The organism is Streptomyces sp. NPDC087428 (assembly GCF_044744085.1).
GTDB lineage: Bacteria > Actinomycetota > Actinomycetes > Streptomycetales > Streptomycetaceae > Streptomyces.
Map to the genome: position 1 here is coordinate 28240 of NZ_JBIUXR010000025.1, position 26929 is coordinate 55168.

Annotated in this window: 16 protein-coding genes; 8 read left to right on the forward strand and 8 right to left on the reverse strand. The window is 72.9% G+C overall.

Annotated elements, in window-relative coordinates:
- Positions 1 to 81 precede the first annotated feature (81 nt).
- From ACIO3R_RS36850 to ACIO3R_RS36865, 4 genes are read right to left on the reverse strand one after another with little or no spacing between them, the layout of a single operon-like run.
- Positions 82 to 1347, reverse strand: coding sequence for a glutamate synthase-related protein (locus ACIO3R_RS36850; protein WP_385354725.1), 1266 nt, complete (start codon positions 1345 to 1347; stop codon positions 82 to 84).
- Positions 1344 to 2360 (reverse strand): asparagine synthetase A, encoded by a 1017-nt coding sequence (locus tag ACIO3R_RS36855; protein WP_402111380.1) that lies wholly within the window; start codon positions 2358 to 2360, stop codon positions 1344 to 1346. Before ACIO3R_RS36855 ends, ACIO3R_RS36850 begins: the two co-directional genes overlap by 4 nt.
- Positions 2357 to 3763, reverse strand: a complete 1407-nt coding sequence (locus tag ACIO3R_RS36860; protein WP_402111382.1) for a methylaspartate mutase — start codon at positions 3761 to 3763, stop codon at positions 2357 to 2359. The genes ACIO3R_RS36855 and ACIO3R_RS36860 overlap by 4 nt, the downstream gene beginning before the upstream one ends.
- Entirely contained in the window at positions 3760 to 4212 is a 453-nt protein-coding gene (locus tag ACIO3R_RS36865) for a cobalamin B12-binding domain-containing protein (RefSeq protein ID WP_385354730.1), read from the reverse strand. Before ACIO3R_RS36865 ends, ACIO3R_RS36860 begins: the two co-directional genes overlap by 4 nt.
- A 261-nt stretch (positions 4213 to 4473) precedes the next feature.
- On the opposite strand from ACIO3R_RS36865, the gene ACIO3R_RS36870 reads away from it, so the two are divergent.
- The gene (locus ACIO3R_RS36870; protein WP_363028976.1) at positions 4474 to 4755 is read left to right on the forward strand and encodes a hypothetical protein; all 282 of its coding nucleotides are present in this window, start codon (positions 4474 to 4476) and stop codon (positions 4753 to 4755) included.
- A 142-nt stretch (positions 4756 to 4897) separates the two neighbouring features.
- Positions 4898 to 5110, forward strand: coding sequence for an MbtH family NRPS accessory protein (locus tag ACIO3R_RS36875; RefSeq protein WP_123468105.1), 213 nt, complete (start codon positions 4898 to 4900; stop codon positions 5108 to 5110).
- A 196-nt stretch (positions 5111 to 5306) separates the two neighbouring features.
- Here the strand turns inward: ACIO3R_RS36875 and ACIO3R_RS36880 are convergent, their stop codons facing one another.
- Positions 5307 to 6233, reverse strand: coding sequence for an ornithine carbamoyltransferase (locus ACIO3R_RS36880; RefSeq protein ID WP_402111384.1), 927 nt, complete (start codon positions 6231 to 6233; stop codon positions 5307 to 5309).
- A gap of 91 nt (positions 6234 to 6324) precedes the next feature.
- Positions 6325 to 7848 carry a helix-turn-helix domain-containing protein gene (locus ACIO3R_RS36885; RefSeq protein ID WP_402111386.1) on the reverse strand — a complete coding sequence of 508 codons (1524 nt, stop codon included), beginning with the start codon at positions 7846 to 7848 and terminating at the stop codon, positions 6325 to 6327.
- 429 nt (positions 7849 to 8277) lie between these two features.
- On the opposite strand from ACIO3R_RS36885, the gene ACIO3R_RS36890 reads away from it, so the two are divergent.
- Positions 8278 to 10968, forward strand: a complete 2691-nt coding sequence (locus ACIO3R_RS36890) for a BTAD domain-containing putative transcriptional regulator (RefSeq protein ID WP_385034429.1) — start codon at positions 8278 to 8280, stop codon at positions 10966 to 10968.
- A gap of 114 nt (positions 10969 to 11082) precedes the next feature.
- On the opposite strand, the gene ACIO3R_RS36895 is transcribed toward ACIO3R_RS36890, so the two are convergent.
- Both ACIO3R_RS36895 and ACIO3R_RS36900 read right to left on the reverse strand, forming a co-directional pair.
- A complete protein-coding gene (locus tag ACIO3R_RS36895; protein WP_385034427.1) occupies positions 11083 to 11436 on the reverse strand; it encodes a hypothetical protein in 354 nt (117 codons plus the stop codon).
- Positions 11437 to 11603: 167 nt separating this feature from the next.
- Positions 11604 to 11990, reverse strand: a complete 387-nt coding sequence (locus ACIO3R_RS36900) for a hypothetical protein (protein WP_385034425.1) — start codon at positions 11988 to 11990, stop codon at positions 11604 to 11606.
- A 321-nt stretch (positions 11991 to 12311) separates the two neighbouring features.
- Between ACIO3R_RS36900 and ACIO3R_RS36905 the strand changes: the two genes are divergently transcribed.
- The 5 genes from ACIO3R_RS36905 to ACIO3R_RS36925 are packed head-to-tail and all read left to right on the forward strand — an operon-like array spanning position 12312 to position 26925.
- The gene (locus ACIO3R_RS36905) at positions 12312 to 13661 is read left to right on the forward strand and encodes an MFS transporter (protein WP_402111389.1); all 1350 of its coding nucleotides are present in this window, start codon (positions 12312 to 12314) and stop codon (positions 13659 to 13661) included.
- Positions 13645 to 17175, forward strand: coding sequence for an amino acid adenylation domain-containing protein (locus ACIO3R_RS36910; RefSeq protein ID WP_402111390.1), 3531 nt, complete (start codon positions 13645 to 13647; stop codon positions 17173 to 17175). The genes ACIO3R_RS36905 and ACIO3R_RS36910 overlap by 17 nt, the downstream gene beginning before the upstream one ends.
- Positions 17160 to 18212, forward strand: a complete 1053-nt coding sequence (locus ACIO3R_RS36915) for a MupA/Atu3671 family FMN-dependent luciferase-like monooxygenase (RefSeq protein WP_362961850.1) — start codon at positions 17160 to 17162, stop codon at positions 18210 to 18212. The genes ACIO3R_RS36910 and ACIO3R_RS36915 overlap by 16 nt, the downstream gene beginning before the upstream one ends.
- Complete coding sequence (locus tag ACIO3R_RS36920; RefSeq protein ID WP_402111392.1) at positions 18212 to 22909, forward strand: amino acid adenylation domain-containing protein; 4698 nt, start codon at positions 18212 to 18214, stop codon at positions 22907 to 22909. The genes ACIO3R_RS36915 and ACIO3R_RS36920 overlap by 1 nt, the downstream gene beginning before the upstream one ends.
- Positions 22906 to 26925 (forward strand): amino acid adenylation domain-containing protein, encoded by a 4020-nt coding sequence (locus ACIO3R_RS36925; protein WP_402111394.1) that lies wholly within the window; start codon positions 22906 to 22908, stop codon positions 26923 to 26925. Before ACIO3R_RS36920 ends, ACIO3R_RS36925 begins: the two co-directional genes overlap by 4 nt.
- Positions 26926 to 26929 lie beyond the last annotated feature (4 nt).

Below are 26929 nucleotides of genomic sequence, written 5' to 3' on the forward strand. Positions count from 1 at the left end.
GTCTCGCGGCGTGCCGGGAGACCGACGGAGCCACGGTGGATGACGTGCGGATGGTGCGAAGTCGTGCGGTGGGGCTGGGAGTCAGCCGGTGCGGGATGCTGTCGCGGCGTCGGCGGGCAGCAGGATGTCGTCCGCTTCCAGGGCGTTCGCGTGGTACTTGCCGACGGAGCTGATCAGCAGCCGGAGTTCCAGGGCGATGCTCTCGGCCAGCCGGACGAGGCCGGCGTCGGCGTCCTCGTCGACGGCGAGGAGTGCGGCCCGGCCGAGGCCGACGGCGCGGGCGCCGAGCGCGAGTGCCTTCGCGGCCCGGCCGCCCTCCCAGATCCGCCCGCTGGCGAGCAGGCAGTGGTCGGTGGCCCCGATGCGGGTGAGGCACTCGCCGAGCGGGAGCCCCACCTGGCCGAGGAAGCCGGTCGGGGCCCAGGCGGTGCCGCCCTCGGCTCCGTCCACCGTGACGGAGTCGGCGCCCGCCGCCCAGGCGGTGGCCGCGGCGAGGGCGATGTCGCGGCCGGGGTGCAGCTTCACCCAGACCTTCACGCGGGGGAAGTTGTTCCGCATCAGCCGGATCTGCTGGCGCAGGATCTCCTCGGTGAAGGTGCCGGGGCTGCTGATCCGCAGGACCGAGTCGCTGTCCGCGCCGAACACCTCGTCCAGGGCGTACTGTTCGGCGACCCTGCCGCCGGCCTCGCGGCCCAGGACGGTGAGGCCGCCGAGCCCAGGCTTCGCACCCTGGCCGACCTTCAGTTCGAAGGCGAGCCGGCCGGTGGCCAGCAGCGGTTCGGAGACGGGGTCGCTGTAGACCAGGTTCCACACCTCGGCGTCCGCGTCCTCGGTGGACTGCTGGACCACCACCCCGCCGTGCTCGTCGTCGGCGGCGGCGGTGTAGGCGGCGATCCGGCCGAGCAGCGGGGAGGCCGCGGAGTCGGAGGCGGCGCGGTAGCCGTTGACCGGCACCACGTTCTCCCCGATGACCATCGGGATGCCGAGCTGTCCGGCCTGCCGCCCGGCCGCCTCGCCCAGGTCGTGGCTGGCGACCTGGGTGGAGCCGAACGCGGACACGTACAGCGGCAGCCGGGAGGCGAACCCGCCCACGGAGGTGCCGAGTTCGACATCGGTGTACAGCGGTTCGCGGGCCAGGTCGATGAGCTTCTTCAGCCGTTCCGGCATGAACACCGGGGGCACGATCCTGGCGCGCTCCAGCACGTCGTACGGGTCGTGGCCGGCCGGGATCGCCCCCAGCAGGCTGCTGCCGTAGGAGTCCAGGGCGGGGAAGACCGCCGCCGCTCCGGCCCTGGCCCGGTGCCGCACCTGTTCCTCGGGGAAGCCTTCGGCGCTCAGTACGCTCATGCCGACACCACTCCGGGGAGCTTCGGGTAGGCGCTGGCCTCCCAGGCGGCGGTGCGGCCGGTGACGTAGCGGGTGAAGCGCTCCAGGCCGATGCCGAAGCCGGCGCTGGCGGGGATGCCGCGGCGGGCCAGGTCGAGGTACCAGCCGTACTTCGCGGGGTTCTCGCCGGTCTCGCGCATCCGGGTGACCAGGGCCGCGTAGTCGTGTTCGCGTTCGCTGCCGCTGGCCAGTTCGCCGTAGCCCTCGGGGGCGATGAGGTCGAAGTTGCGGAGGATGCCGGGGCGGTCGGTGTCCTCCTGGTCGTAGAAGCCCCGCGAACCCTTGGGATAGTCGACGACGAAGAACGGGCGGCTGGTCTTCGCGGAGAGGATCTCCTCCCCCTCCCAGTCGATCTCGGCACCCGGGTCCTGCGGGTGGCCGAGCGCCACCAGGTCCGCGGTGGCCTCCCGGTGCGTGGTGCGGGCGAACGCCCCCTGGACCACTTCCCGGAAGGCGTCCCGGTCCCGGCCCAGGAGCTCCAGTTCCCCCGGCATCCCGCGGACGACCTCGTCGACGACGTGTGCCACGAGCCGTTCGGCGAGCTCCATCGCGTCCTCGCGGCCGGCGTCGCGGATCTCCACGTCTATCTGGTGGAACTCGGCGAGGTGGCGGTGCGTGACGGCCGTCTCCAGCGGTTCCAGGCGGACGTTGGGAGCGATGTAGAAGATCTTCTCGAAGGCCATCAGCGATGCCTGCTTGTAGAGGATCGCGCTCGTCATCAGCTTGTACTTGTGGCCGTAGAAGTCGACGTCGACCTGCTTGGAGCCCCGGATGCCGGGGTCGGTGACGGGTCCGATGACCGGCGGCAGCAGTTCCTGGAAGCCCTGCGCGGTCAGGAAGGAGCGGGTGGCCGCGAGCATGCGGCTCTGCACCCGCAGCGTGGCGCGGGTCGGCTCTGCCATCAGGTGCTGGTCGGGAGAGGCCGGGAACGCGGGCGCGATGCGGCCGTAGGGCTCGGCGATCGTACTGGTCATGGTGCTACCTCCTGGGTGTGCTGCCGATGGGCTGCCGGGCGTCGGGCCGCCGAGGGAAGCGGGGGGCGGGAAACGGACGGGGGAAGGGTGCGGTCGTGCCGGCGCTGGACGAACGACAGGGCGTCGAACAGTCCGGCGGCGGTGAGGCGGCGGCCGCGGTCGCGGACGGGCCCCAGGGGCATCGCCCCGATCTCGGACCAGGCGAGGCGGCCGGACCCGTCGATGAGGCTCCGGGAGCGGCCCGCGTTGTCGGGGTGCAGGCAGAAGGGGACGTCGAGGTATCCGCGGGCGAAGGCCTTCAGCAGGGCCTGGCCCAGGTCGTCGTCGAGGTCCAGCACGGCGTCCACCAGGGCGCGGGCCTCCGCGTAGACCGCGTTGTCCGCCGGGTCGGTGTGCGCGACCGGCACGGACGTGGGCCGGGGCCCGGCCGCCGCGCGGTGCCGGGACGCGGCCCGTGCGGCGACCCGCAGGGCCTCGACGTTCTCCGGCACGGTCGGGATGCGGTGGGCCTCGGCGGCCGTCTTCACGATCAGCCGGGCCGCGCCGGTCTCCACGGCCAGTTCGGCCGAGCGCTCCAGGAGGTCCAGCGAACCGCGCCGGGTCTGCGGGTAGAGGCCCATGTAGGTGTAGAGGACGATGTGCCAGTCGGTGTCCGGCAGGAATTCGCCGGCCAGTCGGCGCAGGGCGTGCACCGCGTCGCGGTCCTGCGCCGCGTTGGTCTGCTGGGCGTAGCTGAGCGAGATGCTGCGCAGTCCGGCCCGGTGGAAGAAGAGTGCTTCCAGCGCGCTGATCGCGACGAGGAGTCCGGGCGGGCAGAGCTGGCCGAGCATGCAGCCGCCGAAGGTCTCCAGGTGCGGTTCGGCCCCGGTGGCGCGCAGTCCGGCGAGGAACTCGCAGCTCTCCTGCCAGTTGCGTACGGAGTCCAGGAGCGGGGTGCGCCCGTAGGGCAGGCAGTAGGAGACCGGGCCGCCCTCGGTCGCGTCCAGGCCGAGCCGGGCCAGCGCGGTGACGATGCGCTGGGGGCGGGCGGAACCGTGCCGGATCTGGACCGGGAAGCCGGCGTCCCGGACACCGTCCAGGACCCAGCGCGAGGTGTGGGGGCTGTAGGAGGTGATGGGGAATCCGTTGAGCGGGACGCCGCTGTTCAGCGCGCGGACCGCGGACGCCTCGTCGCTCACCCGGGTGTAGCTGTCGATCGTCATGGTGCCGACGACCGCGTCGGCGGCGCCCTTGGTGGCCAGCAGGCCGGCCCGCATCAGTGCGGGGTCGGAGAAGCCCATGCGGGGCTGCACCACGAGGGTGCCGCGGTCCTGGGCCTCGGCGACGAAGCGGCCGAAGGAGAGCGGGCGCCGGTGCACGGTGGTGCGGCTCTCCGGGGCTGCCGCGAGGACCGGCGGGGTCATCGTTCCACCTCTCTGGGCAGTGAGCCGACATAGGACTCGAAAGCGGTGAGATCGGCACCGTCCTGGAAGACCGCGTCGAACCCGGCCCTCCTGAGGACGTCGGCCTCTTCCTCCCCGCCGCCCAGGACGCCGAGCTTGCCGCCGATGACGGCGGGCAGCCCGGTCAGCTCCCAGCGCGACCGGATGGCCCCGATCAGCGGCTGGGCATCGTTGAAGCCGTGTCCGTTGACGCTGCTGACGACCAGCAGGTCGGGCTGGAACTTGCAGCAGGACTCGACGATCTCGTCCTCGGGCACGCAGGAACCCAGATTGACGACCTTGTGCCCGAGGTCTTCGAGCAGCAATTGGATGTAGATGAGATTCCAGGTGTGCGCATCGGATTGCAGTCCGGTGACAACAACGTCCAGCGGCCCGGATCGATGACGAGCCGCCCATTCCGCAGGCTTCATTGTTCGCTTCGTCCACATCATTGGATGACAGGGGGAGAAAGAGGTCCAGGTGTGACCTGAACTTCCTTTCGGCCACCACCGTAGATTCGGCGCGGAGCCGATTCCGGCGTGACCGGCGGCAACTGGGCGGCAGGACGGGAGCAGTTGGCCGACAGCCCTGTGCCGGGCGGGTGGCGGGGCGTGAGACTGGCCGGACTGCGCCCGCAGAATTCACCGCCCGGCCCTGTGCACACCGCCGGCGAACGACCGAGGAGTCATGACATGGCAGAGACCGGCCACAGTGTCCGTGCGGCGGACGTGCTCGCGGACGTCCTGGCACAGGTGCGGGAGAGGGTCGACCGGAGGGAGGCGCTCGGCGAGGCGCAGATCGCCGTGCTCGAAGCGGCGGTGACCATCGTCCGTGCCGGTCAGACCGGTTTCGAGGGCGGGCCGGTGGAGCGTTCGGAGCTGGTGCGGGAGGCGCTCGGTGCGGTGCGCGCGGCGACCGTGGCCACCGGGGTCGCCCTCACCTACGCGCATCAGACGGCCCGCGTGCTCGCCTGATCCGCGGTCCGTGGTGCCGCCGATCTGCCTGGGCTTCTGCCCGGCGAACCAGCCTGCGGCTCCTAGCCTGTGATGCAGGCGAGAAGAACTCCGTCAGACCCGACGACCGAATGCATACCTTCGTCCAACCGAGGTGGAAATCATGGCAACCAACCCGTTCGAGGACTCTCAGGGCCGTTATGTGGTGCTGGCCAACGAAGAGGGCCAGTATTCGCTGTGGCCGGCCCGGATCCAGCAGCCGGCGGGCTGGGAACTGGTGAAGGACGAGGGCAGCAAGCAGGAGTGCGGCGAATACATCGAGGCGAACTGGACCGATATGCGGCCGCGTTCCGTCGTCGCGGCGATGAGTGGCTGAACCGGCTTTTCGTCCCGTGCCGGAAGGGCGGGTGCGCGGCGCTCATCGCGTCTCGTACCCGCCCTTTCCGTGCGTGTGCGGGATGACCGGCGGGCGTACGCACGAAGCTCCCGGCAGCCATGGGGTTCTCGATGGGGAACCCATGGCTGCCGGGAGCTTCGTCGTATGCCCGGTCCGCCGGACGCGGTGCGGGTGGTCAGTCCTGCGGGCCGGCGACACACCATTCCAGGACCGCCGCGGCGGCGGTCATCTTGTGGTGGGCCTGGCGCCAGGCCAGGCTGGCCGGGCCGTCCAGCACCTCGTCGGTGACCTCCTGCCCGCGGACCGCGGGCAGGTCGTGCAGGAAGACGGTCCGCGGGCCGCCGAAGCGCTCCAGGAAGCCGCGGTTGATCTGGAAGCCGTCGAAGTCGCTGAGCCAGTCGGGGTTCTCCTTCGTCACGCCCATGGTCTGCCACCGGCTGGTGTACACCGCGTCCACCGGGCCCTCGACCTCGTCGGGCGTCACGATCTGGGTCACCAGGGCCCTGCCGCCGCTGAGTTCGGCCGCCAGGTCCAGGGTGTCCTTGGGTACCTCGTATCCCGGCGGGCACAGCAGGGTGAGGCGCAGGCCGGGGGTGAGGGCGGCGGCGAGCGCGAGGGCAGCGCCGGAGCTGTTGCCCTCGCCGACGGCGAGCAGGTGCAGACCGTCGAGCGAGCCGAACCGCTCGGTGAGCGTGGCGAGGTCGGCGATCGCCTGGGTCGGGTGCTCGTCCAGGCTCAGGGCGTTGACGACGGCCAGGTCCTCGCTGCTGCCGAGCCGGCGGATCTCGTCCACGTCCCCGTTGGTCCGTACGACGAGCGCGTCGAGGTACTGGCCGAGGACCCGGGCGGTGTCCTCCACCGTCTCGCCGGTGGTGAGCTGGAGTTCGTTCGGACCGAAGGTGATCACGTCGGCGCCGAGCCGGGTGGCCCCGCTCCAGAAGGACGTACGGGTCCGGGTCGAGGACTTGCGGAAGTAGAGGCCGATCTGGCTTCCGGCCAGCGGCTTCTGGACGATGCCGTCGCGGCCGAACGAGGCGGCGCGCCGGACGAGGTGGTCCAGCTCGGCGGGCGTGAGGTCGGCGAGCGAGATCAGGTTGCGCATGGGTGGGGTGCCTTTCACGAGGACGAGGACGTGGCGAGAACGGGAACGGGAACGGGAACGGGGGGACGGGACCGGAACGGGCGGACCGCCCTCAGTCGACGAGTACCGGGACGGGAGCGGCGGGCGCCGTCTCCCGCTCCGCCGCGAGCACCGCACGGACCAGGTTGAGCACCGTGAAGCCCACCGAGTCGCCCGCCGTGGCGGGCAGTCGGCGGATCAGGCCGCGGACGAGCAGGGCGTGTACATCACGGGCGGTGCCCGCCAGCGAGGTTCCGCAGGCGCGCGCGGCGTCGTCCACCGACCACGGGTCCTCCAGGGTCGCCAGTGTGCGGAGCAGGGCGGCCGCCTGCGGGGCGAGCCCGGTCACGGCGGTGGTGAGCCGCTCGCTCAGGGTGGGGCCGGCGGCGGGGTCGGTGGGCGTGACGCCGTCGAGCAGGACCAGCGGTGTGGTGCGGGCGATGTCCAGGAGCTGCTGGGGGGAGTACAGCAGCAGCCACGAGGCCGCGGCCTCCAGTGCCTGCGGCATCCCGTCCAGCGCCCGGCAGATGTGGGCCACGGTGGTGACGACGGCGTCCGTGGGGAGGAAGTCGGGTCGCATGTAACTGACATGGGAGAGCGTCAGCTCGACGGCGTGCCGGTCCGCGACGAGGGTGTCGCCGGCCACCCCGACGGCCAGATCGGCGGCGGACGGCACCGCGAGCGGTGCCAGTGGGAGCAGCCGCCCGCCGGGCAGTTGCACCGGCCGGTCGGTGGTGGTGAGTATTTTCAGGCGCTCGCAGGCACGCAGCAGGCTCAGCAGCCGAGGGGTGACGGAAGGTGACGCGTCGTGACCGTCCAGGACGATCAGGGTCGCCTTGGATCCGATGAGTGTGGCCAGCTCCTCGAATTCCTCGCCGTCGCGGACAAGGGAGCGCACCCAGCCGGCCACGGTCGACTGCGGGCTGCTGGGGGCCGCTTCCGCGGTCTCGGCCGAGTCGTCCAGGGATACCCACAGCACCGGAACCCGGTCCCGGGCGTGAATGAGGGAGGCGGCCTCCTGGGCGAGCCGCGACTTCCCCACCCCCGGCAGGCCCACCAGCGTCAGCAGCCGCTCGTGATCCGTGCTCAACCGGGCTGTCAGCGCCTCCAGTTCGGGGCGCCGCCCCACCAGCGGACGCAGCGGAGGGGGCGGTGTGGCGAGGTCCGCCCCGTAAATGTCCTGGAAGACCCGGCCCACGGCCTTCGCGTCGACGGAGAGTTCGAGCTCGACGCGTCGCGCGTCACTCAGTCTCATGGCATTGGCGAGGAGCTTCAGCGTTTCCCTGCGCGGGTGCTGGACCCTCCCCAGCTCCAGGTCTCGAATGGCCCGTACGCTCACCGTGGAAAGCCCCGCCAGCTGTTCCTGAGTGAGCCCCGCACGTCTGCGCGCATTCTGCAGCAGAGCGTCAAGCCCGGGTGCAGGCTGGGAATTCATCATTGTCTCCTCGGTCTCCACTTGCTCAGAAAATGCAATAGCCGGTTGCCCGGCCTCCCAGGACTGTCCGGAACACGCGCCCGGGAACGGGATCTTTCCGGTCCGCTCACGCTCCGTACTCTCCGTGGCAGCGAAGGCCTGCCGTCGATGAACAGCTTCCATCGAGCCATTCCCGAAGTCTTCCCGGTGCAGTACCGCGTCTTCCCGCACCCAGGGGCTACGATCGCCTCGCGCCTGGGTAGAGCTGCGGGTGGGCAGCGTTGAGGGGGAGGATGCGTGTCAACAGCGGAAGAGGTTCGTCTGCGTTTCAACATTCTTGGCCCGATAGAGGGGTGGTCGAACGGGACGCGGCTCCGGCTGGGGGGAGTCATCCAGGAGCGAGTTCTGGCCACTTTGCTTCTGGAGCCCGGAAAGGTGCTTCCGGTTTCCCGGCTGGTCGAGGCGGCCTGGGACGAAGAACCGCCGCCGACGGCGCCGCACCAAGTGCGCAAGGCAGTTGCGGATCTCCGAAGGCGGATACCGGGGGGTGCCGACGTCCTGCTCACCGATGGGCCCGGCTATCGCGTCGCCGACGAACAATGCGATATCGACTTGGCTGAATTTGGCCTACTGATCCGGAAAGCGAAGCAGACGGCGTCCGAGGGCCGTACGGCAGAGGCCGCCGAGATATTGCGCGGCGCCCTCGCCCTGTGGCGGGGGCCCGTTCTGTCGGGCGACGGCGGTCCGGTCATCGAGGCCGCGTCCACGTCCATCGAGGAGCGCCGGCTGACCGCGGCGGAACAGCTCTTCGAACTCCACCTGGGACTCGGCGAGGCCTCCGAACTCGTCGTCGAACTGCGGGAACTGGTCCAGCAGAACCCACTGCGCGAGTCCCTGCGCGGCCAGTTGATGATCGCCCTCTACCGGTCCGGGCGGCAGGCCGAGGCGCTGGAGGAGTACGGCAAGGTGCGCGAGCTCCTCGTGGAGGAACTCGGCGTCGACCCCGGCCCCCATCTGACCAAGCTGTACGAGGGAATCCTCCGGGACAGCCCCGAACTGGCCGGACCCGAGCCGGCGGCCGCCCCGGTCGTGTCCGTGGCCCTGCCCGCCGAACCCCCCAGCACCCTCCCGTACGACCTCGCGGACTTCACCGGACGGGACCGGGAACTGGCCGAGATCCTGCGTGCCGCCAAGGACGGCGGTGAGCAGGGCCCGCAGATCGTGGCCATCGACGGCATGGGGGGCTGCGGCAAGACCTCGCTCGCGGTACGGGCGGCGCACCGCCTCGCACCGGAGTACCCGGACGGGCAGCTCCACATAGACCTGCGCGGGTACACGCCCGGCGACCAGCCGGTGACCGCGGGCATGGCGCTCGACAGTCTGCTGCGGGCCCTCGGCGTTCCCGGCAACCTCATCCCCGACGACGTACCCGCCCGCACCGCCCTGTGGCGGGCCACCCTGGTCGGCAAGCAGTTGCTGATCCTCTTCGACAACGCGGCGGACGCCGCCGCCATCCGCCCGCTCCTGCCCGCCTCCCCCGGCAGCCTGATCATGGTCACCAGCCGGGCCCGGCTGGTCGATCTGGACGGCGCGCGGTGGATCTCCATCGGGGTGATGCCGCCCCAGGACAGCGCGATGCTGGTCGCGGAGACGCTCGGTGCCCAGCGCGTCGCCGCCGAGCCCGAGGCGGCCGCCGAGCTCGCGCAGCTCTGCGGCCACCTCCCCCTCGCCCTGCGGATCGCCACCGCCCGGCTGCGCAACCGCCCGCGCTGGACCCTCCAGTACCTGGCCGAGCGGCTGCGCGACGAGACCCGAAGACTCGACGAGCTCAGCTCGGGCGCCCGCAGCGTCTCCGCCACCCTGCGCCTGTCGTACCAGGCTCTGGACGAGGAGTGCCGGAACGCGTTCTCGACGCTGGCGCTCCACCCGGGCAGCGACATGGACATCCACGCCGCCGGCGCGCTCCTCGGCACGGGTGCCCGGGACGCGGAAGACCTGCTGGAGATGCTGCTCGACGTCCATCTCGTACAGCAGCCGGAGATCGGCCTCTACACCTTCCACGACCTGGTCCGCAGCTTCGCGCAGAGCCTGCTCGTCGAGTCCGCGGAGGACTCCGGTGCGGTGGAGCGGCTGTTGGGCTACTACCTGACCGCCACCGAAGTGGCGTGCGACCTTCTCTATTCCGGGCGGCGCAGGCGCAGCACCGGCATCCCGCCCTCCACGGCCGAACTGCCCGACCTCGGCACCGCGGAGCGGGCACGCAAGTGGTTCCTGCGCGAGCAGACGGCGCTCCTCGCTGCCGTCACGCTCGCCGAACGCAAGGGCCACGACCGCTATGTGGTGTGCCTGTCGCGCAATCTCGTCTTCCAGCTCAACGACCTCGGTCTCCTGGAGGACTTCGGCGAGCTGAGCCGGGTCGCGGTCGCCGCCGCCGGACGCTTGCAGGACCTGGCGCTGCTGGGGGTGAGCCTCTCCAATCTGGGCGTCGCCTGCTGGAAACTCGGCCGTCTCGCCGAGGGGCTCGAAGCCGCCCGGGAGAGCCGGGACGTCGCGATCCGGCTCGGCGATCTGCACACCCAGGCCCACAGCGAGAGCATCCTCGGCCAGTTCAACAGCCTTCTCGGCGACTTCTCCGCGGCCCTGGGCCACATGGAGACGGCGATCGCGCACGAACGCGACCTGGACATGCCGCGCGCGGAGGCCGAGAGCCTGACCATCCTGAGCACGCTCTACGAACAGTGGGGACGGTACGAGGAGGCGCGGGACGCGGCGCTGCGGTCGGCCGAACTGAGCCGGCAGCTGGGGCAGCACGAGGGACTGCCCGGAGCCATCACCGACCTCGCCTTCGCCCATGTCGGCCTGGGCGCCTACGAGGAGGCCGACCGCTGCCTGGCGGAGGCCCGCGGACTGTACGGGGACGCCGGCAACGAGGTGAACCTCGCCCTGACCCTGGCGCTGTCCGCCGATGTGGAGAACCTGCTGGGCCGGCCGGCCCGGGACCCGGACCAGGCGGAGCGGGCCCTCGGCCTGATGCGCACGAACTCCTCTCCCCTGCGCCGGGCCAAGGTGGAGAACGTGGTGGGCCGGCTGCGCCGGCGCCAGGGCGACATGGCGGCGGCGCTCACGCTGCACACCCACGCCCATGAACTCGCCTCGTCCCTCAGCTACCGCATCGAGGAGGCCTACGCCCTGGCGGGCATGGCCGACGCCCTCGGTGACACGCCCGACGCGGTCCGGTACCGGGCCGAGGCCGAGAAACTCTTCGCCGAGATGGGCGTGCTGAAGGGCCACCGTCGCGGCTGACGGCCGGCCACCGTCGCGGCACCCCGCCACCGCACGTCGTCCCACCGCCCCGGAACAGCACCGCGCCCCGCACCGAGGCTCCGGTGCGGGGCGTGCTTGTCGAGGCGCGGGATCTCACACAGTGGGGGACGTCGGGCCCTTGTCGTCGTTGGTCGTGTCGGTGATGACCGTCGGGCCCTTGTCGTCGTTCGGGGTGGCGACGATGACCGTGGGGCCCTTGTCGTCAGCGAGTATGTGGGTGCCGATCACCGTCGGGCCCTTGTCGTCATTGGGGGTGGCGACGATGACCGTGGGGCCCTTGTCGTCAGCGAGCGTGTGGGTGCCGATCACCGTCGGGCCCTTGTCGTCGGCCACAACCTGCTGGGTGCTCCGGGGGCTGTGCGACTGCCCCGCCTCAACCGTGACGCCGATACCGAAGGCCAGCGTCGCCGCGATGATTCCGAAGAGCCCAGCAAGCTTGTGTCCCATGGTCCCGCCCCTAAGTGGTGTTTGTGGGTTTTTGCGGTGTTCCGCTTCCCGACACCACTGATGTTGCTGACAGGCGTTCCCGGTCCGTTCCTGCCCCGATACCGCCGCCGGGAACTGCCGCGGGAACGGACCGGAATCGCCTGTGCCAGGGGGCTTCTAGAACACGACTAGTCCACGTCGAGCTGGCAGGCGGTGACGCGGGGACCGACGGGCGTGAGCACCACACGGGTGCGGGCGGCGCCCGACTCGTGGCCGGCCAGGTCGAGCAGCGATCTCACGAGGGAGCGGAGCACCGCACGCTCCGCCTCGTCCAGGACGGCCACCCCGGCGTCGCCCCCGGGCGGCCACTCCACGATCCCGGCCACCGTGTGCATGCCGTCCTCGGTTCTGGTCTCGACGCTGAGCTGAGGGCCCTCCAAGGACTCCGGCGCGGCGTACGGGTGGGAATGACCGCCGGACGCGACGTGCTCGGCCCACCGCTCCACGGTGGTCAGGTCCTGGAAGGCCTGGCGCAGCTCCGTCCCGTCGGGAGAGCGATCCCTGGGGTCCTTCACTTGAGTACTCCTCACTGCAGACAACTACGCAACGACCCTTGCCGTCCCGGCTCCCGCTTCCCTCCCGATCCGTTCCCGCTTCGTTCCCGTTCCCTCGTTCGCTAAGGGAACGCAGCGGTAATCGGTGGCCGCATGATGACCCCGTTCGATTGAGACAGGGATCCGTGGTGATCCGCAGGTGATGCGACATCCGGGAGATTGAGGCGTGGTAACCAAACCATTCGACGGCGGCGGCACGAGGTGCCGGAAGCCGGTACACAACGGACCCGAATCCTGATGGGCGCCCGAACATCACATGACATTCCCGGCCGTTTCTCGGGAATGGGCCCCTTTCTCCTTGTCTGGTCGGGTCAGGCGGTATCCCTGGCGGGCAGCGCGGCGGTCCGGTTCGCCTTCATCGTCGAGGTGTGGTCGTCCGGTCAGAAGGCGACCGCCGTCACGATCCTCTCGCTGTGCGCGATGCTGCCGCAGGCCGTGTTCAGTCCCATTGCGGGCGCAATCGTCGACCGGATATCCAAGCGCGCCGCGCTGCAGATAGCCGATGCCGGCGGGCTCCTCGTCGTGGGTTCACTGGCCCTGTCCCACTACGTCGGCGCGTTCCAGGCCTGGCAGGTCTATCCGGCCTCCGTACTGCTCGGTGTCTGCGCCGCCTTCCAGTTCCCGGCCCTGTCATCGGCCGTTCCGCTGCTGGTCCGCAAGGACCAGCTCGACCGCACCAACGGCCTGTTGGCGGGTGCGAAGAGCGCCGCCGGGATCGGTGGCCCGGCACTGGGCGGTCTCCTGCTCGCGCTCTTCGGGATCGGCCCGACCCTCCTGGTCGACGTGGCGAGCTACGCCTTCGCCCTCGTCGGCGTCCGGATCGTGCGCTTCGCGGGCGACCACGTGCCGGCGAAGAGGCCCGACGCCCCGCGCAGACGGATCACCGCCGACTCCGTCGAGGGGCTGCGCTATCTGTTCCGGGTGCCCAGTCTGCGCGACCTGATCATCAACTTCTGTGTCGTCAACCTGGTCATGGTCTTCGGCTTCGCCCTCATCTCGCCGATGGTGCTGCTCCGGGCCGGGAACGGCGCACTCGCCGCCGTCAACACCTCGGTCGGGGTCGGCGGAGTGGCCGGCGCCCTGCTGATGGCCGCCTGGGGCGGCCCCGCGAACCGGGGCCGGGGCATGATGCTCGGCGTGGTCGGCATGTGCCTCTCCGGCCTGGTGGTGATGGGCCTGGTGGGCGGGGTGACCGGCTGGTGCCTGGCCATCCTGGTCGGCGCGCTCCTCATGACCCTCGTCAACGCCTCGATGCAGACGATCGTGCAGACCAAGGTCCCCCACGAATGGCAGGGCCGGGTCTTCGGCGCGGTGATGTTCCTGTCGCAGATCTCCGTGCCCGTGGCCATGGCGATCTCCGGACCGCTCGCCGACCACGTCTTCGAACCGCAGGCCGCCCAGGGCTCCGGCCTCTTCACCGTGCTCGGGCCCCTCGTCGGCGACTCACCGGGCAGCGGTATGGCGGCCATGTTGTTCCTGGCCGGCGTCGGCGGGACCGGGGTCGCGATCTGGGGGCTCGCCAGCCGTTCCATCAGGGACATCGACACCCTGCTGCCCGATCTCGACGCCCCTGGCGAGCCGGTCGGACCGAGCGAACGCCTGGGAGGTGAACGCGATGAGGTGCGCGCATGAACTGTTCGAGGAGCAGGTGGCGCTGGCGCCCGGCGCGACCGCGCTGATCGACGGCGACGAGCGGATCGGCTACACCGAACTCGACGTACGGGCCGACCGGCTGGCCGCGCTGCTGGTCGCCCGGGGCATCCGTTCCGGTGACACGGTCGGGGTGTACCTGGAGCGCTCGGCCGCGCTCGTCGTGGCGGTGCTCGGCATCCTCAAGGCGGGAGCCGGCTATGTGATGCTCGACCCCGGCTTCCCCGCCGCCAGGCTGCGCGCGATGGCCGAGGACGCGGGAACGGCCGCGGTCGTGTCGGCCCGGGGCACGGAGCCCGAGGGGCTCGGCGTGACACACGTGCACATCGAGGACGCCCCGGGGGCGCGGCCGCTGCCGCGCGGCACCGTCCCGGTCCGGCCGGACGACATCGCGTGCGTGATGTTCACCTCCGGATCGACCGGGCGGCCGAAGGGCATCGCCGCGTCGCACCACGCGCTCACGTCCACCCTCACCGGACAGGACTTCGCGTCCTTCGGCCCCGGCGCCGTCTGGCTCCAGTGCGCACCGCTGTCCTGGGACGCGTTCGCCCTGGAACTGTGGGGGCCGCTCATGAACGGCGGGACCTGCGTCCTGCACCCGGGCCGGCGGCCCGAACCCTTCCTGATGGCACGGCTCGTCGCCGAGCACGGCATCACGTCCATGTACCTCTCCGCCTCCCTCTTCAACGTCGTCGTCGACGAGTACCCGCGGGTACTGGACGGGCTGCGGGAACTCGTGGTGGGCGGCGAGGCGCTGTCCGCACCTCATGCGGCCCGCGCCCTGGAACACAGCCCGGAGCTGAGGCTGAGCAACGGGTACGGACCCGTCGAGTGCATGGTCTTCCTGACCGTCCACCCGGTGACCCTCGCCGGACTCGGCGACGGCCCGGTGCCGATCGGCCGTCCGCTGGCCGGCAAGCGGCTGCTCGTCCTCGACGAGGAGATGCGTCCGGTCCCGGACGGCTGGACCGGCGAGATCTACGCCGCCGGGGCGGGCGTCGCCCGTGAGTACCGGGGGCGGCCCGCGCTGACCGCGGAGCGCTTCGTCGCCGCCCCGTCCGGTGAGCGCGTCTACCGCACCGGTGACCTGGGACGGCGCCGCGCGGACGGAGTCCTCGAATACCTGGGACGGGCCGACAGCCAGGTGAAGATCCGGGGCTTCAGGGTGGAGCCGGGTGAGGTCGAGAACGTACTGGCCAGGCATCCCGGCATCGACCGGGCGGCCGTCGTCGCCCATGAACACCCGGCGGGCGACCGCCAGCTGACCGCGTACGTGGTGCCGCGCGGCGGCGTCCGACAGGGCTTCCGGGAGGCCGAGTTGCGGGCGTACGCGAGCAGCGTGCTGGCCGACTACCTGGTGCCGGCGGTCTTCGTACCGCTGGACGCGCTGCCGCTGACCCCCAGCGGGAAGCTGGACCGGTCCGCGCTGCCGGAGCCCGGGGTCTCCGCGGCCCCGGCCGGCCGGGCGGCGGCGAGCGGGACCGTGGCCGATCTGTGCGGTCTCTTCGCCCAGGTGCTCCGCACGGAGGCGGTCGGCCCGGACGACGACTTCTTCTCGCTCGGCGGCCACTCCCTGCTCGCCGCACGGCTGCTGGGCCGGATCCGTACCGTGCTCGGCGCCGAGATCGACATCCGCGGGCTCTTCGAGGCGCCCACCCCGGCGCTGCTCGCCCCGTTCGTCGACACCGCTCCCCCGGCGCCCGTCGCCGCTCCCACGCCCGGCACCCCCTCCGGCGCGCTTCCGGTCTCGCACGCGCAGCACAGGCTGTGGTTCCTGGACCGGACCGGGGCCGGGGCCGCGTACAACCTGCCGATGCTGGTGCGGCTGCGGGGCGCGGTCGACGCGGCCGCGCTGGGTGACGCCCTGGCCCGGGTCGCCGACCGGCACGAAGTGCTACGGACCGTCTTCGAGGAGGCCGACGGCGCCCCCGTGCGACGGGTGCTGAGCGGGGCGGCCGCGCGGCCGCCGCTGCGTCACCTGCGCGTCGCCGGGGACTCGGTGGACCGGGAGATCGCGCGGGAGGCCCGCCACCGCTTCGACCTGAGCACCGAACTCCCCTTGCGCGCCACCCTGTTCACCACCCGGGAGCGGCCGGACGAGCACGCGCTCCTGGTGCTGGTCCACCACATCGCCGGTGACGGGTGGTCCCTGCGGCCGCTCTTCCGCGATCTGTCCCGCGCCTACGCGGCACGGGTCGCGGGCGCCGACGCCGGACTCCCGCCGCTCGCCGTCCCGTACGGGGAGCACGCCCGTCACCAGCTCGGCCGGCTCGGCTCGCCGTCCGATCCGCACGCGCTCGCCGCCCGCCAGCTCACGTACTGGCGCAAGGAGCTGGACGGGCTGGCGGCCGGCGGTCCGCTGCTGCCCCGTCGCGCCGGGCGGCCCGCCGTACCCGGCCCGGCCGCCGGGACCGTGGTGTGCCGGCTGGACGCGGCGGCCCACGCCCGGGTCGTCGAGTCGGCCCGCGCCCGGGGCGCCACCCTCTTCATGGCGCTGCACGCCGCGCTGGCCACGGTGCTCGTGCGGGCCGGTGCGGACGAGGACGTGGCGGTCGGCGCACCGGTGGCCGGCCGGGCCGGGGACGGCGGCGTCGAGGACGTCGTCGGATTCTTCGTCAACATGCTGGTGCTGCGCACCGATCTGTCCGGCGACCCCACGGCCGCGGAGCTGCTCGCCCGGGTGCGGGAGACGGACCTGGCCGCGTTCGGCCACCAGGACGTGCCGTTCGAGGACGTGGTCGGGGCCCTCAACCCACCGCGCTCCCCGGGCCGTCAGCCGTTCACCGACGTGGTCCTCGCGCTCCAGAACAACGCACGGGCCGAGGTCACCCTGCCCGGTGCCGAACACGGGGTCGAGGTCGTGCGCACCGGCGCCGCCCGGTTCGAACTCCTCGTGGACGTCACGGACTCCACCACGGCGGACGGTGCGCCGGACGGGCTGACCCTGACCTTCGAGTACCGCGGGGAGGCGCTGGAGGCGGACTTCGTCCAGTGGCTCGCACGCGCACTCCCGCAGGCCCTGGAGGCGGCCGCGGCCGCTCCCGGCACGCCGCTGTCGCGGCTGGGGCTCACCGCGCCGCCCCGGCGGGCCGGCCGGGACGACCGGATCACGGCACCGGCCCGGCGCGCAGGCACCGCGGAGCGCCCGCTGACCGCGCTGGAACAGGAGATCGCCACCGTGTGGTGCGAGGTCCTCGGCGTGCCGGGCGCCGGCCCGCACGACGACTTCTTCGCCCTCGGCGGCAACTCCCTGCGGGCGGTACGCGTCGTCGCCCGGCTCGGCGCCGGACGGCCGGTGACCGTGGCCCAGTTGTTCGCCGCGCCCACGGTCGCCGCCTTCGCGGCCGAGCTGGAACGGGCGTCCGCCCTGCCCGGACCGGTCGCCCCCGCCCCCATCCCGCGCCGCCCCCGGGTGCCCCGGCGCCCCGAGACACCGACCCAGACCCAGACCCAGCCCAGCAGGAAGCAGGAGGAGCGGCAGTGGACCTCAGTGTGATGTTCTTCGGTGCGGACAGCACCACCGCCGGCGAGGCCCGGCACACCGAGACGTACGAGGACATCCTCGCCGTGGCCCGTACGGCCGACCGGCTCGGGTTCCACGCCGTCTGGACCCCCGAACGCCACTTCCAGCAGGTGGGGCAGGTCTTCCCCAGCCCTCCGGTGCTCAGCGCGGCACTCGCCGTCGCCACCGAGCGGATCGGGATCCGGGCGGGCAGCGTCGTGCTGCCGCTCCACCACCCGCTGCGGGTGGCGGAGGACTGGGCCGTCGTGGACAACCTCTCGCACGGGCGGGTCGGCCTCTCCGTCGCCACCGGCTGGCACTCCAAGGACTTCACGCTGGCCCCGGAGCAGTACGCGGACCGGCGGCGGACCGCCCTGGAGACCATCCCCCGGCTGCGGGCGCTGTGGGCGGGCGAGGCAGCCGAGTACCCCGACGGCACCGGCACCCCGGTATCCGTGACACCCCAGCCCCGGCCCGTGCAGGACACCCTGCCGCTGTGGGTCACCACGTCCGGCAACCCGGAGACCTGGGAGGCGGCCGGCGGGCTGCGCGCGGGAGTGCTCGGCGCGACGGTCGGGCAGAGCAGGGAGGAGCTGGCGGAGAAGATCGCCCGCTACCGCGCCGCCTGTGCCGCGGCCCCCGACCAGCGGGGCACCGACGCACACGGCCGGGTCACGCTCATGGCCCACACCTACGTCGGCGCCGACGACGCGGAGGTCCGCCGGATGGCGGGCGCCCCGCTCAAGACCTATCTCGCCTCGTACGTCCGCCAGACGGCGGCCAACCGGTCCGCGGACCCCACGACCGCACAGCTCACCGAGGAACAGACCGCGATGATGGCCGACTTCGCCTTCGAGCGCTATCTGAGCTGGGGCAGTCTGCTCGGCTCTCCCGGCCACTGCGCCAAGATGCTCGCCGATCTGGCCGAGCTGGGCGTCGACGAGGTCGCCTGCTTCATCGACTTCGGTATCGGACGGGACGACGTACTGGCCGGGCTGCACCGGCTGGCCGAACTGAAAGAGAACCTGTGATGAGCGCCCCCACCGTCTCGCGACCCGTTCCGGGCGCGGCATCCCCCTCCATGGCCGACCGGTTCGGCGCGCTCGGCCGCGAACAACGGGTCCGGCTGATGCGCCGTCTCCTGGAGGCGGGGCGGGCCCGTGAGATACCCGCCGTCATACCGCCGCGCGACCCGGCCCGCCGGGTGCCGCTCAGCCCCGCGCAGCACGACCTGTGGGTGTACGACTCGCTGTATCCCGGCACCCCGGCCCTCAATCTGTGCGCCGCCTACCACTTCGAGCGGCCCGTCGACCCGGCGCATCTGGAGGCGGCGCTGACGCTGATCCAGCGTCACCACGACATCCTGCGGACCCGGATCGTGACGGACCCGTCGGGAGAGCTGCATGTCGAGTTCCCCGACGACGGGGCCTTCGCCCTGGAGCACGAGGATCTGCGGGGCACCGGCGGGACGATCGACGAGGCCTTCGAGGCCTTCCGCAACCGCCCCTTCGACCTGGGCCGGGACAAGCTGATCCGGGCCCGGTTCGTCCGGGTCGGCGGGCAGCGCTCCACCCTGATGCTGAGCCTGCACCACACCATCAGCGACTGGTGGTCGTTCGATGTGCTGCAGAACGAGTTCGCCCAGGCGTACGGCGCCCTGCGCGACGGTCTGGAGCCGCCCCTCACCCGGCCGGAGGTCCAGTACGCCGACTTCTCGTCCTGGCAGAGCGAACTGGTGGAGGCCGGGGTCTTCGGGAACCGGCTCGACTTCTGGCGCCGCTACCTCGCCGACCCGCCCGGTCCGCTGACCGTGCCCGGTGCCGGCACCGGCACCACCACCGGGGGCGACGGCATCGCGAACGTCCCCTTCCACATCGACGCGGCGACCACCGCCGCCGTACGGGCCCTGGCCCGGGAGCGCGGCGCCTCCGTCTACGTCGTCCTCATGGCCGCCTTCGCCGTCCTGGCGCACCGCGTCAGCGGCGCCGACGACCTGGTGATCGGTACCCCGATCGCCAACCGTGCGGCCAAGGGCCTCGACCAGGTCATCGGGTACGTCATGAACGCCGTGCCGACCCGCTGGCAGGTGCGCCCCGACCGGTCGTTCGCGGATGTGCTCGCCGGGTTCGCCGTCGACTTCCCGGACCTGATGGCCAACGCGGACGTGCCCGTCGGCCGGATCGTGTCGGCGGCCGCGCCCGAGCGCAGCGCGGGCCGGGCCCCGCTCTACCAGTGGGTGTTCATGCACCTGACGCAGCAGCCCAGCGTCACGGTGATGAAGGAGTTCGCGGAGCCCGAGCGCATCCACACCGGTGGCGAGCACGACCTCGTCGGTGTGGTGAAGGACAGCGGCGACGGCATGGAGGGCAGCTTCGGTCTGCGCACCGACGTCTTCAGCCCGGCGACGGTGGCCCGCTGGACGCAGTGCTACGTCGAGCTGCTGCGGCAGATCACCGCCGACCCCACGGCGCTCGTCGGGGACATCGACCTGGTGCCCGCGGCCATGCGCGGTGAACTCCTGGCCGGCTCCGCCGGGGCCGCCGCCCCCGCCCCCCTCTCGCTGCCCGGTCTGGTGGCCCGGCAGGCGGCCCGCACGCCGGACGCGCCGGCCGTCGAGTCCGCGGGGCACACCCTGAGCTATGCCCAACTGGACGACCGGGTCGCCCGGCTGGCCGGCCGGCTGGTGCGCCTCGGCGCGGGCCCCGGGCGGACCGTGGCGCTCGCCCTCGCCCGCGGCAGCGACTGGCCGGTGGCGGCGCTGGCCGTGCAGCGCGCCGGCGCCGCGTATCTGCCGCTCGACCCCGCCCACCCGGCCGGGCGCATCCGCCGGGTCCTCGCCGAGGCCGCGCCCGTCCTCCTGATCACCGAACCGGGCGCCGCGTCCCTGGGGACGGACCTCCCGACGCTGGTCCTCGACGAGGACGCCTGGGCCGGGGCACCGCTGCCGCCCGGCGGCCCGGCGGCCCACGACGTCGCCCATGTCATCCACACGTCCGGCTCCACCGGCACGCCCAAGGGCGTGCTGGTCACCCACGCCGGGGTGGCCGCGCTCACCCGGAGCCTGGTGGACGGCGTCGCACTGGACGCCGGCAGCCGGGTGCTCCAGCTCGGGCCGCCCTCCTTCGACATCTCCGTCGGCGAACTGTGCCTGGCCTTCGGCTCGGGCGGCACCCTGGTGCTGCCGCCCCCCGGACCGCTCGTGGGCGCCGTCCTCGGGACGGTGCTGGAGGAGCGGCGGATCTCCTGCGCGTTCGTCCCGCCGTCCGTGCTCGCGACGGTGCCGGCCGGACCGCACCCGCGGCTGCGCGCGCTCGTCGTCGGCGCGGAGGCCTGCCCGCCCGACCTGGTGGCCCGCTGGGCCGTCCGGGGACGGCGCTTCCACAACGCCTACGGGCCCACCGAATCCACCGTCGTCTCCACGGTCTCCGGGCCGCTGGACGCCGACGGAACCGTGCCGCCCATCGGCACACCGGTGGCGGGCACCACGGCCTACGTCCTGGACGAGCGGCTGCGGCCCGTACCGGCCGGGACGGGCGGCGAGCTCTACCTGGCGGGTGACGCGCTCGCCCGCGGCTACCTGGGGCGTGCCGCGCTCACCGCAGAGCGGTTCGTCGCCGACCCCTACGGTCCGCCCGGCAGCCGCATGTACCGCACCGGCGACCTCGTGCACCGGGACGACAACGGCCTCACGTACTACCTCGGGCGCGGCGACGAACAGGTGAAGCTGCGCGGGCTGCGGATCGAGCCGGGCGAGATCGCCGCCGCCCTGGTGGAACACCCGTCCGTGGAACAGGCGGTGGCCGTCGTGCGGCACGACCGGGGCACCGCGCAGCTCGTCGCGTACGTGGTTCCCGCCCGGGGAGCGGGGAGCGACGCGGACGCGCTGCTCCTGCACGCCGCGGAGCGCCTGCCCGCGGCGATGGTCCCGGCGGCCGTGGTCACTCTGGACGCGCTGCCGCTCTCGTCCCACGGGAAGCTCGACCGGTCCGCCCTGCCGGCGCCGGCGGAGCGGACCGGGGACAGCGTCCGGCTCCCGGGCTCGGCGCGCGAGGAGATCCTGTGCGGGCTCTTCGCCGAACTGCTGGATCTCGATCAGGCCGGTGCCGACGACGACTTCTTCCGTCTCGGCGGTGACAGCATCATGGCGATCCAGTTCGCCGCGCGGGCGCGGGCGGCCGGTCTGGTGCTCTCGCCGCACGACGTGTTCACCGTCCGCACCCCCGCCCGGCTGGCCGTGCTGGCGCGGACGCCCGACGCCGACGCCCCGGCGGAGGCGGACACCGGAACGGGGCGGCTGCCCCTCACCCCGGTGATGCACTGGTGGCGCGAACAGGCCGTGGACACCTCGGCGTTCACCCAGTCCATGCTGTTCCCGCTGGCGGCAGGCACCGGACTCGCCGCGGTCGAGGAGGCCGTCGCCGCCCTGACCGAGCGGCACGCCGCGCTGCGGATGCGGCTGGTGCGCGACGGCGACGCGGGATGGGAGCTGGAGGTGCCCGCCGAGGGCGCACCGGCCGGGGCGCGAGCCGTCCGGCTGGCCGTCGCGGCGGACACCGATCTGCACTCCCGGGCGACGGAGCTGGCCCGCACCGCCACGCTGCGCCCCGAGGACGGCGAGATGGTCCGGGCGGTGTGGCTGGACCCCGGGTCCGGCCGGCCCGGGGCCCTGGTCCTGACCGTGCACCACCTGGCCGTCGACGGGTTCTCCTGGCGGGTGCTCGGCCAGGAACTCGCCGCCGCGCTCGACCGGCGCGCCGGGGACGGGACGGCGCCCGCGAGGACCGCCTCGTTCACCCGGTGGTCCCGGCTGCTGTCCCGGGAGGCCGCGCTGCGCACCGGTGAACTCCCCTGGTGGGATAGGCAGCTGGCGGACGGTGCGGCACGGCTCACCGGCGGCCGGGAGCCGGGCGGGCACCGCGAGACGCTCACCTTCGAGCTGGGCCCCGAGCTCTCCCGGAGTGTCCTGGTGACCCTGCCGGCCGACTTCAACTGCCGTCCTGACGCGGTGATGCTGACCGCGCTGACCGCGGCGGCCGTCCAGCGGCGGGGAACGGGATCCGCTCTGCTCGTCCATCTGGAGGGCCATGGGCGCGAGGCGATCTCCACCGAGGTCGATGTGTCGGGCACCGTCGGCTGGTTCACCACGCAGTACCCGGTCCGGCTGGACCTCGGCGCCGCCTCGGTGGAGCCCGGCGGCCGGCCGGGCGAGGCCCTGAAGTCCGTCAAGGAGCAGTTGCGGGAGGTGCCTTCGGGCGGACTCGGCTGGGGACTGCTCCGCCATCTCCACCCGGAGACCGGCCCGGCACTCGCCGCACTGCCCGCACCCGATGTGCGCTTCAACTACCTGGGCCGGTTCACCGCGACCGACGCGGCGGGCGGGCGGCTGCTCGACCTCGGGCCGGACGCCGTGCCGCTCGCGCACACCCTGGAGGTGGATGTGCTGGCCCGCGAGGAGAACGGCGAGCTCCTGGTGGAGGCGAGCTTCTCGTACCCGTCGGGGGTGTTCACGCGGGACGAGGCACACGCGCTGGCCGGGGCGTGGTCCGAGGCGCTCGGCGTCCTCGCCGACCACTGCGGGCCGGACGGCGGAGCCGTCCACACCCCGTCCGACTTCCCGCTCGTCGACCTCACCGGCGACCAGCTCGAACTGCTCGCGCAGGACATGGACTTCGGTGATCTCGACGGCCTCGACGCCGTGCACGACGAAGAAGAAGGGGATCGACGATGAACGCGCGCATCGCGGACGTACTGCCGCTCTCCCCGCTCCAGGAGGGCCTGCTCTTCCACGCGGCCCGGGAGACCGGAGGACCCGACCCCTATCTGGTGCAGGCCCGGTTCCGGACCGGACCGGGAACCGCGCGGGAGACGGTACGGGCCTCGGTCGCCGCACTCCTGGACCGGCATCCCAACCTGCGCTCCTGCTTCCGGCACGAGCGCCTGGACCGGCCGGTCCAGGTCGTGCCGAAGGCGGTCACGGTGCCGTGGGCCGACGTGGACCTGACGGGCCTCGCCCCGGACGAGGTGAACGTACGGACCGAGGAGGCGCTGCGCGAGGACGCGGCACTCCGCTTCGACCTGGCCCGCCCGCCGCTGGTGCGTGCCACGTTCCTGCGGAACGACACCGGCGGCGAACTGATCGTGTCCTTCCACCACATCCTCCTGGACGGCTGGTCGATGCCGGTCGTCGAACGGGATCTCGCGGCCCTGGTGGCGGGGCGGCCGCTGCCGCCCGCCGCGCCCTACCGGAACTATCTGGTGTGGCTGGGCGGTCAGGACCGGAACAGGGCCGAGGCCGCGTGGGCAGAGGCGCTGGAGGGCCTGGAACGGCCCGCGCTGCTGGCCCCCACCGGGCCGGACACGGCACCCGACCGTTCCCGGATGTGGCTGACCACGGATCTCACCGCGACGCTGGTCCGGCGGGCCGCCGACGCGGGCGTCACCCTCAACACCCTGGTGCAGGTCTCCTGGGCGCTGGTGCTGGCCAGACTGACCGGCTCCCGCGACCTGGTCTTCGGCGCGGTCGTCTCGGGGCGCCCGCACGACCTGCCCGGCGTCGAGTCCATGGTGGGCCTGTTCATCAACACCCTGCCGGTACGGGTCCGGCTGCGGGACGGCGAGCGGGTGGACGAGCTGCTGCGCAGGATCCAGGACGAGCAGTCCCGGCTGCTGGCCCACCACCACGCCCGCGCCGCCGAGGTGCAGCGCGCCGTGGGGGTCGGTGAGCTCTTCGATTCGATCATCGCCTTCGAGAACTTCCCCCGGACCGACGGGAGCGAGGACGCACCCGACGCGGTGCGCCTGGCGAAGGTGACGGACGCGACGCACTACCCGGTCACGATCGCGGTGGTCGCAGAGGACCGGCTGCTGCTCTCGGTGAGCTGCCGGCGGGGCATCTCGGCGGCAGCGGTCACCGGGCGCCTGGCCCACGTACTGGAGCAGCTGGCCCGTTCTCCGCGGTCACCCGTGGACGGCATCGACGCGCTGCCCGTGGCGGAGCAGCACGCGCTGCTGGCACTGGCCGACGGACCGGACAGAGCGCTCGCCGCGCCCGCCACCGTGACCGGTCGGTTCGCCGCCCAGGCGGCCCGTACCCCGGACGCGCCGGCCGTCGACGCGGACGGCGAGATCCTCAGCTACGCCCGGCTCGACGCCGCGTCCGACCAACTGGCGGGCCGGCTCGTCCGGGCCGGTGTGGCGCCGGGGCGGACCGTGGGCCTGCTGCTGCCCCGCTCCGCGTCCATGGTCGTCGCCCAGCTCGCGGTCCTGAAGGCGGGCGCCTGCTGGCTCCCCCTCGACCCGGCGCATCCGCCGCAGCGGCTGGCCAGGCTGCTGACCGCGGCGGCGCCCGTCCTCGTCCTCACCGCGCGAGAAGGCTCCACCGCGACCCGGCTGCCCGCCGGTACCGCGGTACTGGACGTCACGGAGAAGTCCGGCCCGGCGCCCTTCGACGGGGTCACCATCCATCCCGGGGCCGCCGCCTGCGTGCTCTACACCTCCGGCTCCACCGGAGAGCCCAAGGGAGTGGTCGTCCCGCAGCGGGCGATCACCGAACTCGCCGCCGACGCCCGTTTCGCGGGCGGCGCCCACCACCGGGTGCTGCTGCACAACCCGTACACGTTCGACGCCTCGACGTACGAGGTGTGGGTCCCGCTCCTGAACGGCGGGACCGTGGTCGTCGCCCCCGCGGAGGCGATCACCCCCGACCTGCTCAAGCGGGTGGTCCCCGACCGGGGGGTCACCGCGCTCATGCTCACCCCCGAACTGCTGCGCACCGTCGCGGAGATCGCGCCCGACGCGCTCTCCGGGCTCCGCGAGGTGTGGTCCGGCGGCGACGTCCTCGCGCCCGGCACCGTGCGCCGCCTCCACGAGCACTGCCCGGGGACGGTCGTCGTCAACGGGTACGGGCCCACCGAGACGACGGTGTTCGCCACCGCGCACACCGCGACGGAGGAGTCGGCGGCCCACCCGGGCGGCGTCCCCATCGGGCGCCCCCTGGACAACACCCGCGCCCACGTCCTGGACGACCGGCTGCGTCCCGTCCCGGCGGGCGCCACCGGCGAGCTGTACATCGGCGGCACCGGGCTCGCGCTGGGCTACCTCGGGCGGCCGGTGTCCACCGCCGAGCGGTTCGTCGCCGATCCCTACGGGCCGCCGGGCAGCCGCATGTACCGCACCGGGGACCTGGTGCGCCGACTGCCCGACGGGACCCTGGAGTTCGCGGGCCGGGCCGATGACCAGGTCAAGGTGCGGGGTTTCCGCGTGGAGCCCGCCGAGGTCGAGACCGTGCTGGCCGGCTGCCCCGGCGTGGCGCGGGCCGTGGCCGGCGCCCGGCCGGACGCGGCGGGCGGCAAGCTGCTGGCCGCCTGGCTGGTGCCGGCGAAGGGCGTGCGGGACGGTTCCGGTGCGCTCCCGGACGAGGCGGAGCGGTGGCGGCGCACGCTCGACCGGGCGCGGGCGCACGCCGCGGAGCACCTGCCCGCGCACCTGGTGCCGTCCCTGTGGGCCCGGATCGAGGAGGTGCCGCTCACCCGCCACGGGAAGGTCGACCGGGCCGCGCTCCCCGACCCCGGTCCCACCGGTGAACCGGCGGTCCACCGGACTCCGCGCACCCCGCGCGAGCGCGAACTGTGCGCCCTGTTCGGCACGGTGCTGGGCATCCCGGCGGTCGGGCCCGACACCGATTTCTTCCTGGCGGGCGGGCATTCGCTGACCGCGCTGCGCCTGAAGTCGAAGATAGAGACGGTGCTCGGGGTCCGGATCCCGCTGTCGGCGCTGTTCGACGCGCCCACCCCGGCCGCTCTCGCCGCCCGGCTCGACGCGCCGGCGTCCGGGAAGGACCCGGCGCCGCGCATCGCGCTGCGCCCCGCCCGCAACCGCACCGCGACCGCCACAGCCACAGCCGCAGCGACAGCGACAGCGACAGCGACAGCGACAGCAGATCCGCAGCACACCAGCCTGGCGCCCGTGCTCACCCTGCGGGCCGGCGGGGACCTCACCCCGCTCATCTGCGTGCACCCGGGGCTCGGCCTCGGCTGGTCGTACGTGAACCTGCTGCCGCACCTCGATCCGGCCCGTCCCGTACACGCCCTCCAGAGCCCGGCGCTGCTCACCGGCGTGGACCGGCTCCCGCCGTCCATGGGCGAGACGGCGGACCTGTATCTGCCGCGCATCCGTGAACTCCAGCCGAGGGGTCCGTATCTGCTCCTCGGCCGGTCCTTCGGCGGTGCTCTCGCCCACGAGCTGGCGGTACGGCTTCGCCGGGCCGGCGAGGAGGTGCGGATGCTCGCCGTGGTGGACGCCATGCCGATGCCGGACGGGATCCTCGACACCCCGCTGGACCCCGCCGCCGTCGAGGACGAGATGCTGCGCATCCTGCTCCACTCCCACGCGCCCGGCGCACCGGTCCCGGACGGGCCGCTGAACCGCACCACGGTGTTCTCCACCAGCCACGAGGGCGCCTTCGACGGCCTCTCCGAGGCCCGTCTGCACACCCTGGTCGACATCGGCGCGCACCACAGCGCGCTCGTACGCGGGTGGCGGCCGTCCGACTACGGGGGCGGGATCACCCTCTTCTCCGCGACCCACGACACCTGGCCGAGCACGGCCGAGAAGACCGGCGCCTGGCGGCGCGTGGCCGCCTCGCTCGACGTCCACGAACTGGACTGCGGCCACAGCGACGTCCTCAACCCGGGCCCGGCGGCGAAGATCGCCGCGGTCCTCGAATCCGCCCTCAGAAGGGACTGAAACC